Source organism: Exiguobacterium sp. s43 (assembly GCF_018617255.1).
Lineage (GTDB): Bacteria > Bacillota > Bacilli > Exiguobacteriales > Exiguobacteriaceae > Exiguobacterium > Exiguobacterium profundum.
Map to the genome: position 1 here is coordinate 1,372,360 of NZ_JACSJT010000001.1, position 14,036 is coordinate 1,386,395.

General features: G+C 46.7%; 12 protein-coding genes. 3 read left to right on the forward strand and 9 right to left on the reverse strand.

What is annotated here, in order from left to right:
- Positions 1-235: 235 nt before the first annotated feature.
- The 9 genes from KNO79_RS07055 to adhE all read right to left on the reverse strand — a co-directional run bounded on the left by KNO79_RS07055 (position 236) and on the right by adhE (position 10,913).
- Positions 236-838, reverse strand: coding sequence for a VOC family protein (locus tag KNO79_RS07055; RefSeq protein ID WP_214690958.1), 603 nt, complete (start codon positions 836-838; stop codon positions 236-238).
- Positions 839-875: 37 nt separating this feature from the next.
- Positions 876-1,328 carry a VOC family protein gene (locus KNO79_RS07060; protein ID WP_214690959.1) on the reverse strand — a complete coding sequence of 151 codons (453 nt, stop codon included), beginning with the start codon at positions 1,326-1,328 and terminating at the stop codon, positions 876-878.
- Positions 1,329-1,582: 254 nt separating this feature from the next.
- Positions 1,583-2,104: a GNAT family N-acetyltransferase gene (locus KNO79_RS07065; protein WP_159562242.1), complete on the reverse strand. Its 522-nt coding sequence runs from the start codon at positions 2,102-2,104 to the stop codon at positions 1,583-1,585.
- 141 nt (positions 2,105-2,245) lie between these two features.
- A complete protein-coding gene (locus KNO79_RS07070; RefSeq protein ID WP_214690960.1) occupies positions 2,246-4,156 on the reverse strand; it encodes a PTS fructose transporter subunit IIABC in 1,911 nt (636 codons plus the stop codon).
- Positions 4,153-5,082 (reverse strand): 1-phosphofructokinase, encoded by a 930-nt coding sequence (gene pfkB, locus KNO79_RS07075; RefSeq protein ID WP_196430656.1) that lies wholly within the window; start codon positions 5,080-5,082, stop codon positions 4,153-4,155. Before pfkB ends, KNO79_RS07070 begins: the two co-directional genes overlap by 4 nt.
- Positions 5,079-5,822, reverse strand: a complete 744-nt coding sequence (locus KNO79_RS07080; protein WP_078146840.1) for a DeoR/GlpR family DNA-binding transcription regulator — start codon at positions 5,820-5,822, stop codon at positions 5,079-5,081. Before KNO79_RS07080 ends, pfkB begins: the two co-directional genes overlap by 4 nt.
- A gap of 135 nt (positions 5,823-5,957) precedes the next feature.
- Complete coding sequence (locus KNO79_RS07085) at positions 5,958-6,872, reverse strand: alpha/beta hydrolase (protein ID WP_214690961.1); 915 nt, start codon at positions 6,870-6,872, stop codon at positions 5,958-5,960.
- Between the two features lie 84 nt (positions 6,873-6,956).
- Complete coding sequence (locus KNO79_RS07090; RefSeq protein WP_214690962.1) at positions 6,957-8,141, reverse strand: zinc-binding metallopeptidase family protein; 1,185 nt, start codon at positions 8,139-8,141, stop codon at positions 6,957-6,959.
- Positions 8,142-8,321: 180 nt separating this feature from the next.
- Positions 8,322-10,913, reverse strand: coding sequence for a bifunctional acetaldehyde-CoA/alcohol dehydrogenase (gene adhE, locus KNO79_RS07095; RefSeq protein WP_012726208.1), 2,592 nt, complete (start codon positions 10,911-10,913; stop codon positions 8,322-8,324).
- Between the two features lie 388 nt (positions 10,914-11,301).
- Between adhE and KNO79_RS07100 the strand changes: the two genes are divergently transcribed.
- From KNO79_RS07100 to KNO79_RS07110, 3 genes are all read left to right on the forward strand, one after another.
- Positions 11,302-11,748 (forward strand): MarR family winged helix-turn-helix transcriptional regulator, encoded by a 447-nt coding sequence (locus KNO79_RS07100; RefSeq protein ID WP_012726207.1) that lies wholly within the window; start codon positions 11,302-11,304, stop codon positions 11,746-11,748.
- Positions 11,749-11,828: 80 nt separating this feature from the next.
- A complete protein-coding gene (locus KNO79_RS07105; RefSeq protein WP_012726206.1) occupies positions 11,829-12,542 on the forward strand; it encodes a YebC/PmpR family DNA-binding transcriptional regulator in 714 nt (237 codons plus the stop codon).
- A 143-nt stretch (positions 12,543-12,685) separates the two neighbouring features.
- Positions 12,686-14,005: a Na+/H+ antiporter family protein gene (locus tag KNO79_RS07110; RefSeq protein ID WP_214690963.1), complete on the forward strand. Its 1,320-nt coding sequence runs from the start codon at positions 12,686-12,688 to the stop codon at positions 14,003-14,005.
- The last annotated feature ends 31 nt before the right edge of the window (positions 14,006-14,036 follow it).

Below are 14,036 nucleotides of genomic sequence, written 5' to 3' on the forward strand. Positions count from 1 at the left end.
TGGATTCGTTCCAGTACGTAATGTTGGTCCGCCGTGCCCATGAGAATGAGCTGTTTTCCTTTGGAACTTTTTGTTCAATTCAGTATAGAAGAGATTGGTTAATTGAACAACAGTATTCCATTTTGATTCAAAGGGACATTTATTAGTACTCTTTGTAAGACTGATTGAACATAAAAGATTTCTTGATCAATATTTATCATTTTTTCTGCGCCTTTAAAAAATTCTCATCTACTAATCATTCTGAGAGGATGATTTGAATACCGTTCGGATCAGTTGAACTAATCGCACAATCACCCATCAGGTTTACATGCGTTAACTGTGTACGATTCGATTCAGTTACAACGATTTGCGAGACAGGACAATTAAATAATTGTTTCAATACCTCTTCAAGACCTTCCGTTTTTGTTTCAATATTCAATCGATGAATACGATTCTCGTAAAGTGATTGTACAGCATCGAAATGGTCCTGAAGTTCGATTCGAAATCCGTATGGTGTATGGATGAACGTTCTTCGTTCATTTGACTGAACCGTCAATCCTATTTCCTCTGCTCGTTCTAACACATCCACTTTTTCCTCTTCAGATACTAAAAAACCAATATGATCAAACATCACTTTCTTTCCGTAACCGAATGTGATATTCGTCGCTCCCTGCTTCATTTCTATGATTCTAAACTGAATAGATTGGTCCCTAAAGTCGTCCCAATCGAGAGGTGGGGCAAAAGATTCGAATTCTCCATCTTTCTTTCCGATTCGTTGGGACACTTGAAATCCTAGACTCGCATAAAATTTCTCCGTTTCTTCGACATGTGGTGTCCATAGATGATAATGGAATAGCATATTCTCTCTCCTTTATTGAATCAATTATGTACATTCTTTATTTTTTTAACCACTCTTCGTACGGAATCACATTAGCAGTTTCATCTGCGTTTGTTCCTATCAACGTGATGAGTTCAAGCGAATTTCCGTCCGGGTCTTCAAAGTAGATGGCCGCATGCTCGTACGGGGCATTCGGAAGGACGAGTGGTTGCTGTTCAGGTGTCATCTTGAACGCAGTACGAATTTCAATTCCCTGATCCTCAAGCCATGCTTTAATCGCATCCAAATCCTGCTCCTCGATTCGAAAAGCGATGTGTCGGATTGATGGATGATACGGTATATCGACTCGATCAGATTTCCATAACCCAATCCAGCTCTCCCCTTTCCTAATCCACAGGAAAGCCAATTTCTCATTTTGGAATGCCAACTCTAATCCTAATTTCTCATAAAATCGAATTGATTCAGTTAAATCACTCACCGGCAAGTGCGCCTCGTATATTCCTTTAATCATTCACCGTATCCTCGTTTCTACATTTATTTTCATCCATATTTGTCCTTACTAGACATAGATTTATTGACAATTTTCCATTGTAAAATTATTATAGATAATTCCATTATAGAACTAGAGAGGATGGAACGGTGAAAATATCCCGTGGGAAATTACGTTGTTGGCTGCAAAGCTGAATCAATCTTGAATAAAAAATCGGTTATAGCCCATAAATTAGGAACAAAAAAAGACCGTAGATCATTCTACAGTCTCAAAGCTTAGGCTCCCATGATGGAGTCATGACGGGTCGTTTCCCATCCATACGCCACTTCTCGAAGCATCAATTCACCAAACTCTCGATCTTTCTGGTCGATGACCTGCCCTTGTTTTCGCTCATAAAATGTACGGAACGGATTCATCTCAAGTGCCCAGATCAAGAGCCCTGCCTCACACATCGATTGCACGGCATGTTCAAGGAGAGCGGACCCGATTCCGTTCCCTTGATGGTTCTCTAAAATATAAATGGCATATACTTCATTCGTGTGGTCTGGGTACTCTCCTGTCCGTTCTTCTCCGTATAGGATGAAGCCCACAATCTCGTCCTCGACAATCGCCACAAAGCCGGCTACTTCTTGCCGACGAAGGGCGGTCCGCAAACGTTCTGCCCATTCGATGGAACCGGACGAAACTTTCAATAAATACTCAGTCGGCACGATTCCCCGATAGGTCGTACGCCATCCGTTCACACGCACTCTCGCAATCCCATACACATCATCTGGTTTGGCGACCCGAATGTCCAATGTGACCCCCTCCTCACCCGAAGCTTTACAAATAGTTTACCACAAATCCCCAACTTACAATCCGAGATTATGTGAAAATTGAACGGACATCCACAACAAAAAAGACGTCACCTTTAGATAAAGGAAACGTCTTTTCTCACGTTATGCAACTTCTTTAGATTGGACTGGTGTAGATGTTGTTAACGGTTTTTTCAAGAACGAGAGGAGCAATGCTCCGACCACAGCACCTGCCAAGATGGCGAGTGCATAGAGGCCCATACTTACCGCGACGTTTCCAGCTCCTTCAAGAAGTGGGAAGACGAAGATTCCTCCGTGTGGCGCAGGTAATTGAATCGTGAAGAATGCGGATAGACCGCCTGCGATGGCAGAACCGAGAATCGCTGATGGAAGAACGCGAATCGGGTCCGCAGCTGCGAATGGGATTGCCGCTTCCGTGATGAACGAAGCTCCCATAATATATGCTGTTTTTCCTGCTTCGCGCTCTTGTTTCGAGAACTTTTGACGAGCGAAGACAGTTGATGCGAGTGCGACGAGGAGTGGTGGTACCATCCCTCCAGCCATGACGGCTGCCATGACTTCTTGGTTACCCGCTGTGAGTGCTGCCGTTCCGAAGACGTATGCTGTCTTGTTGATCGGACCACCCATATCGACTGCCATCATCCCACCGACGATGACTCCTAAAAGGATAGCGTTTGCGCCGCTCATACTGTTCAACGTATCCATCAACCATGTCATAAGTGCAGCAATCGGTTCATTGACGACGAGCAACATGACCATACCTGAGATAAATGATCCAAGTAAAGGATATAAGAGGACCGGTTTGATTCCTTCAAGTGAAGCTGGCAACTTCGCAAGTGCCTTTTTCAAGAAGAGGACGACATAACCTGCCAAGAAACCAGCGATGAGACCACCGAGGAATCCGGCGTTCCCTTGACTTGCAAGTACCCCTGCCACGAGACCTGGTGCGAGACCTGGGCGATCGGCAATCGACATCGCGATGAAACCGGCGAGAATCGGAACGAGGAAGCCGAATGCAGCTCCACCGATCGTCATCAACTGTGCTGCAAATTCATTGTAAGAAGGGTCATCCGGGTTAGCAGAGTTGATGCCCCAGAAGAAGCTGATGGCAATCAAGAGACCACCTGCGACAACGAGTGGAAGCATCGCAGATACCCCGCTCATCAAGTGTTTGTACACGCCTGTACGTTGCTCTTTCGAAGCGCCACCTGATGTTTTCGAAGCCTCATATACCGGCGCATCTTGTTTCACCGCACGATTGATAAGTTCTTCAGGTTTCCGAATCCCTTGTGCGACCGGAACTTCGATGACTCGTTTACCAGCGAAACGATCCATTTCAACAGCCTTGTCCGCTGCGACGATGATCGCTGTTGCCCGGTCGATATCCGCACGTGTCAATTCATTTTTTACGCCAGTCGATCCGTTCGTTTCGACTTTAATATCGACGCCCATCGCTTCCGCTTTTTGTTTCAAGCTGTCTGCCGCCATATACGTATGGGCGATGCCTGTCGGGCAAGCCGTGACCGCCAAAATGAACGGTGCATCTTCATTCGTCGGTTTGACGACTTCTGGCTTCGCTTCTGCCAATTCTTTTTCTTCGATGGCACGGATGACATCGCTTTCAGAAGTTGCTGCATAGAGACGTTCTTGGAATGCAGGGTCCATCAAGTAAACTGAAAGTTTAGAAAGTGTTTCAAGGTGTTCATTATTCGCATTTTCTCCTGCCGCAATCATGAAGAAGAGGCGACTCGGTTGTCCATCTAACGCTTCGTAGTCGACGCCTTCCGAGCGACCGAACGCGATTGCTGGCGTTTTGACCGCACTCGTCTTCGCGTGAGGGATGGCAATCCCTTCTCCAAGGCCAGTCGTGCTCTCGCTTTCACGTTGTAGAATCGCATCGCGATAACCGTTGCGGTCCGATAGCTTACCAGCGCGATCGAGGACATCGACAAGTTCTTCGATGACCTCACGCTTAGAATTCGCGCTTAGATTCAATTGAATCGTGTCGCGTTGGAGCAAGTCCGTGATTTTCATGTTGTTTCCTCCATTCGTTTCAGTGGTGTGAGTTGTACTTGATCGATCAAGCGATCAATCTCTTGCTTTGAACATAAGCCGAACGTATAAGCAGATGCGCTTCCTGTCGTGACCGCGTATCGAAATGCTTCTTGTTCACCTTTTTCTTTCACATTCGCAACAAATCCGGCGACGAGTGAGTCTCCTGCACCAACCGAGTTCACGAGTTTCCCGACCGGTGTGTTCGCTGTGACGGCTCCGTCCTTGTTAACGAGTAGCGCCCCGTCTCCCGCAAAGGAGATGATAACGTTTTTCGCCCCGCGTTTGACGAGCTGTTCGGCATAAGGTAGAGCTTCTTCAAACGTTTCAATCTCGGTATCAAACAATTCACCTAATTCATGGTGATTCGGTTTGATCATGAGTGGTTCAAGCGTGAGCACTTCGAGCATGGCGTCTTTCGTTGTATCGACGACAAATTCAGCACCTTTTTCGCGAATCGATTCGGCAATGGTCCGATATAGCGAGTCTGGTAGGTTGCTCGGGATACTACCCGCGAGGACGACGATATCACCTTCTTGAACTTGGTCGAACTTGGCCTTCAACTGTTCGAGCTCACCATCCGTGATATTCGGTCCGCTCGCATTCAATTCTGTTTCCTCTTTCGCTCGAATCTTGACGTTGATCCGGGTGTTCCCGTTCACCTCTACGAAATCGGTGTGTACACCGTGATCAACGAGTGACTTTTTAATGAAGTCACCGGTCGTCCCACCGATGAAACCAAGTGCCTTCGTTTCTTGTGCATATTCCCGAAGAACGATGGAGACGTTGATTCCTTTACCGCCTGCGCGCTCCGTCGTCTCTTCGATTCGGTTCACTTCTCCTAGATGTACTTCAGGTAATGTTACGTAGTAATCAATAGAAGGGTTGAGTGTTAACGTGTAAATCATTTCGCATTCACCACCTTTGTGATTGTTTGGATGGAACTCATTGACTCACTGCTTGACGTGATCAACTGTGCGGCATCTAACGTCGCGACTCGGCTGAACGTTCGTTTCCCGATCTTCGATGCGTCCGCGAGTACGAACGAGGTTTGTGCCAATTCGATTGCCGTTTTTTTGACAAGCGCTTCTTCTGGGTCCGGGGTCGTGTAACCCGCTTCAAGGTCGATTCCATTCATTCCGAGAAAGGCGAGGTCGACACGATAATTCATCATGCTCTCGCGTGCGTTATACCCAACCAATGCCTGGGTGGAACGCTTTAATTCTCCGCCAATCACAAACGTCTTAATATCAAGATCAAATAATTCATTCGCAATCGGTAGACTGTTTGTGACGACGACAATCTTTTTCCCTTCTAAAAACGGAACCATCGCCTGAGTGGTTGTACCGGCATCTAAATAAATCGACATCCCGTCTTCGATGAACGTTGCGGCCTTCCGTGCAATCGCAACTTTTTCATCTACGAACCGGTCTCGCTTTTCTTCAAATGTCGGTTCCTCATCTGGAGTCGCAATGAGCGTTGCGCCTCCGTGAACCCTTGCCAGATACCCTTCCGCTTCGAGGTCCGTCAAATCTCGACGAATCGTCGACTCGGATGAATCCGTTAAATCAACCAATTCTTTTAATTTGACGACCTTCTGTTCAGATAAGCGTTGCAAAATCAACTGATGTCGTTGTTTCGTTAACATCTTGTTCCCTCCATACGTCTAATATAAAGCGTTTTCATTATAAAAACAACTAAAATCATTCAAAAACATTCAGTTTCATTCAATTTGTCACAATTATAACATAAAAAACGGTCAATATATGACCGTTTTTTATGTTTATGACTGTTTTTTTAACCATTCATCCAATTCTCGAACGAGTTTTGGATGAATCGGCGCATCGATTGCTTCTCGATACTCTTTGTGCAGCATGAGAAGCGAATGGGGTGACTCCCGTGTCACGAGCAGATGATTCATATCATCAATGATCGATGAGGTAACCTCCCCTTTTGTTTGAATCATATGGACGTGCTCTGGTGGGACTTGCACATCACGCCCCCCGGTAATCGCAAGAACCGGGACGGTCACATGCTCCAATCGCTCTCGGACGTCATAGGATGCATGTTCTCGAATCCATTTCGCATTTACGACTTGACCTCGATATTTGAAAGACGAGACGTTCGTCCGTAAAGAACGCTCTAACAAATCGTCCTGTCGCTGCCTAACTTTTTTGGCAACGCCCGTCAACCGGTAGAAGAGACCTTTTATCCCTTTCACATGTTCGATGTCTTTAGCGAGTGCATCTGCTTGGTATAAGAACATCTGCTTGGACGATTCATGGAAACCGGAAAGTAAGATGAGTCCATCAGCCTTCGTCTCAAGTTGAACGGCAGGAGCAAGAACGGCCCCTTCACTATGACCAAGTAGATATAAGCGATTCACATCGGCCAGTTGTCGAATGGTGCGCACGACAAGAATCGCATCGTTAATCAAATCATGTAAACCGACTTTATTGAAGTCCCCATCGGACTTGCCAATCCCTTGTTTGTCATATCGGAACACGTTGTATCCGCGGTCGTACAACGCTTCTGCCAACTTGGCATACGTATTAAAACCGACACCACCCATATTGCCGTCACGGTCACTCGGCCCACTTCCGCTCAACATGACGATTGTCGCCCGGGGCTCCTCATGGGAAAGAAATGTTCCTGCAATCGTTCCGTATGCTGTCGTAATCGTCATCTCTTGTTTCATCGTATCGCCTCCATTACTATCATACCCGAAACTGTCATCCAAAAAAATACGTCGCCGTCAAATGAGACGGCGACATCTATGTGGTCAGTGAGTTAGCCAATCGTGTAACCAATCAACCGCATCCGTCAACCCACTTTCCGACAGGCGTTCAAACGTATCCTTCTCGGTGAACACATGCCAACTTCCTTCTAATGAGTCACTTAACATCAGATAAGGAATTCCTGCTTCATCGTAAGCGTCACCCGGTGAACTTGCCAACGAGCGCACTTCTAAATCAGAGAATGGCGCCTGTTCTAGTACTGGGTAGGATTTCATTCCTTTGGTCCGAACGTATAACGGACCGTCACCAGTCCCAAGAATATCGAGCATGACGACCGTTTCCACTTTTGCTTTTTGTCCCGTTAGCCTTTCAAGGAAATCGTCACTCGCTTCTCTGGAGTCACCGTTTCCATTCAAAAAGACATATCGAATCGTATAGTACGGTGTCTCGTTGTCCATCATCTGTATGAGGTGATATAAGACCGAAGACGGACCGACGGAAGACAAATAATGGGCCCCGTGCCAGGAAGAATCGAGTCGTGACATGAGAACAATCTCTTGATCTGTCTTGCCTTTTTGGACAAATTCGACATACGGGATTTCTTCATTATAGGGCTTGACTTGAATCGTTTCCCCGTCCTTCAGTTGTTCAGCCGTATCCAAGTCTACCCCTGTACCATTTAACGGCATATAAGATGACGTGAAAACGAAACCCGTCTCATATGGGTCGTCTTCAAAAGGGGTGATCAGGTATCCTGCAGCTCCCTTAGATGCGAGCTCTGACAAGTACGCGTTCGCTTCCTGGTCATTCAAAACCTCACCTGCGTAATCGACGGTATACGCATCTTCGATGTTGTCATATGAAAATTTTGTCGTCGGTAAGACAATCACTTTCTCTTTCACATCCGGAATTTCTTGTCCCCACGTCATATGTAGAATCGTACCTTTGAACGGTTGATCAAACGTCATCGATGAAAACCCCTCATACATTTCGTCCCCCACTTCAATCTCAGTCCAGCCGGTTATCCGTTCTGTGTAAAGGAGGTTTCGGTCCATGTCGATAGGTAACTCGGTTCCGAATGATTCAAAAAAGTCGGCACTCTCCCAACTATCCGCATTTCGATCAACTGATGAAATATATTCCGCGGTCTCGAGCGGCGTCGAATAAATTGGATTGAAGAAAAGAACAACTGTCGCGATTGAACGCAACAAACTAAACACGATGATCATGACACGATCTCCATTCATCAATAAATTGCTATGTATACCATTTTTTATTATATACAGCTATTTATGGTCTGACTATTCAATTTTTTATCAATTTAAATATAATTTTAGAAACTGAATGTCATATTCCGACCACAAGAAAAGCCCGTTCGAGTTGAACGGGCTCCTTGTAGAGGTTGAACCTTATACGCCTTCGTATGCTGCGTACATGATTTCTTTTAATTCTTCAACGAGCGGCATTTTCGGGTTGGCCGTCGTACATTGGTCTTCGAATGCGTCGACCGCCATCTTGTCGATCTTCGCATCAAGTTCTGCTTTCTTGATACCTTGCGCCTTGAACGAAAGTTTAATGTTCAAGCGTTGACCGAGCTCGATGATCGCTTGGACGAGTGACTCGACACCTTCAGCTGTCGTGCTTGCTGGAAGTCCGAGGTAACGCGCGATTTCTGCGTAACGTTCGTCAGCGATGAATGACTCATATTTCGGGAACGCCGCAAGTTTCGATGGGCGTGTCGCGTTGTAACGGATGACGTGTGGCATGAGAATCGCGTTCGTACGACCGTGTGGGACGTGGAACTCTCCACCGATTTTGTGAGCAATCGAGTGGTTGATACCGAGGAATGCGTTCGCAAACGCCATACCCGCCATCGTTGAAGCATTGTGTACTTTCTGACGAGCTTCCGCATCGCTACCGTTTTCATAGGCTTTTGGTAGGTAGTCGAAGATCATCTTGATGGCGCGGAGGCAAAGTCCGTCTGTGTAATCATTCGCCATGACGGAAACATATGCTTCGATTGCGTGTGTCATGACGTCCATTCCTGTATCAGCCGTGATTGAAGCTGGAACGGTCATGACGAACTCAGGGTCGACGATGGCGACGTCTGGTGTGATCGCATAGTCAGCAATCGGATATTTCACGTTACGTTTTTTATCTGTGATGACAGTGAACGGTGTCACTTCAGAACCTGTACCAGACGTTGTCGGGATGGCGATAAACATTGACTTGTTACCGAGTGTCGGGAACTTATACGTCCGTTTGCGAATATCCATAAATTTCTGGCGTAGATTCGAGAACTTCTCTTCTGGACGTTCGTAGAAGAGCCACATTCCTTTCGCAGCATCCATCGGCGAACCACCACCAAGTGCGATGATCATGTCTGGTTGGAAGTGACGCATCGCTTCGGCACCGTTCATGACCGTTTCAACAGATGGATCCGGTTCGACTTGGTCGAAGATGCGGTACTCGACACCAGCCGGCAAGTTTTTGATGACTTTGTCAGCGAATCCGAGTTTGACCATCATTTCATCTGTGACAATCATCGCCCGTTTTTTCGTTGTGAGCGATTGAAGATATTGTACTGAGTTTTTCTCGAAATAGATTTTTTCAGGTACTTTGAACCATTGCATATTCACGCGACGTCTCGCCACCTTTTTCACGTTGAGTAGATGTTTCGCCGTCACGTTTTCTGAGACGGAGTTTTTACCGTAAGACCCACAACCGAGCGTGAGGGATGGTGTCATTTCGTTATAAAGGTCACCGATTCCACCGTGTGCTGAAGGTGAGTTGACGATGATGCGGCAAGCTTTCATACGGAGACCGAACTCAAGGATGGCATCGTCATCTGTTGAGTGGATGACCGCCGTGTGACCGAGACCACCAATCTCGAGCATTTTTTCAGCGATTGCGAATCCTTCTTCACGTGATTGAACTTTATACGCACCGAGAACCGGGCTTAATTTTTCGTGAGAGAGAAGTTCCGTTGCGCCAACTGTTTCAAGCTCTGCAATCAAGATCTTCGTATCCGCTGGTACTTTGAGACCTGCCTGTTCAGCGATCCATGCTGCCGGCTTCCCGACGATTTCAGGGTTGACCGCACATGTATCCGTCCGAATGACGAGCGTTTCAAGTTTTGCTTTTTCTTCTGGTGAGCAGAAGTAGCATCCGAGTGCCGTCATCTCTGCTTTCACTTCTTCATATACTTCTTGATCGACGATGATCGCTTGTTCAGACGCACAGATCATTCCGTTGTCGAACGTTTTTGAAAGGATGACGTCTGAGATGGCACGTTTTACTTTTGCAGTCTTATCGATGTAGGCAGGTACGTTACCAGGTCCGACACCGAGAGCCGGTTTACCAGTCGAGTAAGCGGATTTGACCATCGCTGCCCCACCCGTCGCAAGGACCATCGCTACACCAGGGTGGTTCATGAGCGCTTTCGTCGCATCGAGTGACGGAACTTCAACCCATTGAATCAAGTTTTCAGGAGCACCTGCCGCCACTGCTGCGTCACGGAGGACACGAGCCGCTTCGCTTGAACATTGTTGCGCTGATGGATGGAACGCGAAGATAATCGGGTTACGTGTCTTGATGGCGATGATCGCTTTGAACATCGTTGTCGATGTTGGGTTTGTGACCGGTGTGACCCCAGCGACGACACCGACTGGTTCCGCGATGTATGTGATTCCGTTTTGAACGTCATCTTCGAGGACGCCTACCGTTTTCTCACCACGGAGTGAGTTATAGATATATTCTGTCGCAAAGATGTTTTTGATCATCTTGTCTTCAAAGACACCGCGACCTGTTTCTGTATGTGCTAATTTCGCGAGTGCGACGTGTTGCTCGAGTCCCGCAAGCGCCATCGCCTGTACGATATGGTCGATTTTCTCTTGGTCGAACGTCATCAACGTATCGAGTGCCTTATGCGCACTTGCTACGAGCGTGTCCACCATTTGTTCTGCCGTTGTTTCCACTTTTGCTTTCTCTTTGACTGCCATGTTAGGTTCCTCCTCATAAGTGAGAGCTTTTTATGAACATATTGACTTGATGGAAGCACATTGTGATGACTGTTTTCAAGAGATTGTGCTTTCCTTCACATTCATAGAATACAATGTTTTTCAGTTTTTGTGGGTGACAACAATGTGAACTCTTTCACAATATTTTTTTGTCATTTGTTGATAGTTCTTGATTTTTGTATGGGTCCTCAGTAAAATCGAATACGTTTTCATGAAAATGTATCAAACCTTCAATGTAAACGCTTACATATTTTGTGTCGATTCAATCTCAACTATGATGTATCAATCATCACATCAACCCGTTTTTAGGTTCAACTGCACCTAACTCGTGTATAATGAAAATAGAACCTAACTAGGAAGTGAATCTATTATGCCGAAACAAGATGCAGCGGACCAGTTTGTCAAACTGATTCCTTTAATTCGTCGTAAATTGTTACGTCGATCTGATTTTCCTCAAATTCCAAACCTGAACTTCTCTCATTTCCATCTATTGATGTTGATTGAGGACGAGGGGGCTGTCACGAATGGACGAATCAGCGAGACACTCTCCATCGCGCCACCGAACGTTACCCCGCTCATCACGAAATTATTGAACGAGGGGTATATCACGCGGGTGCCAGACGAGCGGGATCGCCGCGTGATTTGGAATCAACTGACCGAGAAAGGTGAACGGATCTTACTTGAGCGCAGAGACTCATTCCGTAGACTATTCGAGGAACGTCTCGCCTTTTTGAATGAGGACGAAACTGACCGACTCATTGAGAGTTTGAAGACACTTACAGAGATTGTCGAGAAGATGGACAAAGGTGACGAGTAAAACTTTTCTCGTCAATTCCCACAACTTCTTATATAATCTGTAATGAATCTACGTACAAATGGAAAGAGAGATGACATGTAATGGGTCGTAAATGGAACAACATTAAAGAGAAGAAGGCGTCAAAAGATGCGAACACGAGTCGCGTCTATGCGAAGTTCGGTCGCGAGATTTATGTGGCCGCCCGTCAAGGGGAACCTGATCCTGAGTTGAACCAGTCATTAAAATTCGTTGTGGAGCGTGCGAAGACGTATAACGTGCCCCGGGCGATCATCGATCGTGCCATCGACAAAGCCAAAGGTGGCGATGAGGAAAATTTCGATGAGCTTCGATATGAAGGGTTTGGTCCGAATGGTTCGATGGTCATCGTCGATACATTGACGAATAACGTCAACCGTACGGCTTCAGAAGTTCGTGCCGCGTTCGGTAAAAACGGAGGCAACATGGGAGTCAGTGGCTCGGTCGCATATATGTTCGATGCAACTGCCGTCATCGGTGTCAATGAAATGTCGGCAGATGACGTCCTCGAACTCATGATGGAACATGACCTTGATGTGCGTGATGTTATCGAGGAAGACGAGACGGTCATCGTCTATGCCGAGCCAGAAGCGTTCCACGCCGTTCAAACTGCATTCAAGGCTGCCGGTGTAGAAGAGTTTGCCGTTGCGGAATTGACGATGCTCCCGCAGAACGAAGTGTCACTCGATGACGCTTCGCAAGAACAGTTTGAAAAACTAATCGATGTGCTCGAAGACTTGGAAGATGTGCGCCAAGTGTATCATAACGTCGAGATGTAACACGTAAGCGATAACTTTCACGAGTTATCGCTTTTTTTCATATTCGATTTGACAAGGGTCACATCATATGTTAAATTTCAAAAAGTCTTTATCATATTAAAGTGATACCAAGAGAAAGAAAACGCGAAAGGTGTTGGATCGATATGAACGCAGTATTACTTGCAGTCATCGTCTTATTTGCGCTCGCCATCAGCCGAGTGCACATTGTATTATCATTAATCTTAGCGGCGCTTGTCGGAGGGCTTGTTGGAGGACTTGGGTTCAACGATACGTTGACCGCCTTCAGTGACGGTCTTGGTGGTGGAGCGAGCATCGCACTCAGCTACGCACTCCTCGGTGCATTCGCTGTCGGGTTATCTAAAACTGGGCTTCCGGACGTCTTAGCTGAAAAATTGATTTCAATGTCAGGTCGTGACGTGTCAGGAAAACGTGTGATGGTTGTCAAAGCATTCCTGTTGTCACTCATCTTATTGTTATCCATCAGCTCTCAAAACGTGCTTCCGATACACATCGCCTTTATCCCGATTGTGATTCCGCCGTTACTCGTGCTGTTCAATGAGTTGAATGTAGACCGTCGTCTCGTAGCGACCATTTTGACGTTCGGTCTTGTGACACCATATATGTTGTTACCTGTCGGGTTTGGTGGGATTTACTTGAATGAGATTCTCATCGCGAACGTTGAAGCGAACGGCTTGACTGTCGGAGACGTCAACATCATCTCGATCATGGGCATCCCGGCATTAGGGATGGTCGTCGGATTGATAGCGGCGTTCATTCACTACCGGAAACCGAGAACGTATGACACGATTGCACTCGGACCAACTGATTATGAAGTACGTCAAATGAGTGGTTTGAAGATGATCATGACACTCGCAGTCGTTCTCATCGTGTTGATTGTTCAGTTGCAGACCGAGTCGATGATCGCCTCTGCGGTGACTGGTTTGATCTTGCTTTCAATCTTCCGCCTGATTCCATGGTCTGAGGCAGATGATATCTTCACAAGCGGCATGCGCATGATGGCATTCATCGGGTTTGTCATGATCGCCGCAAGTGGATTCGCTGCCGTCATCCGCGAGACAGGTGCGATCGAACCGCTCGTCAACGGAGCGAGCGATTTGATGGGTGACTCTAAACTCATTGCCGCTCTCGTCATGTTGCTCGTCGGCCTTGTCATAACGCTCGGAATCGGTTCAAGTTTCTCGACCGTTCCAATCATTGCAGCGATTTTTGTCCCACTTTGTGTACAATACGGGTTCTCAGTCGAGGCAACGATTGCCATCATCGGGACTGCAGGAGCGCTTGGGGATGCAGGTAGCCCAGCGAGTGACTCGACACTCGGACCTACGAGTGGATTGAACGCTGACGGTCAACACGATCACCTACGTGAAACGGTTTGGCCAACGTTCTTACACTACAATATTCCACTCATCATCTTCGGTGTGATTGCCGCGATGGTGCTTTGATCATTTTTTCCGTCGTGAATAAATGGTTCCT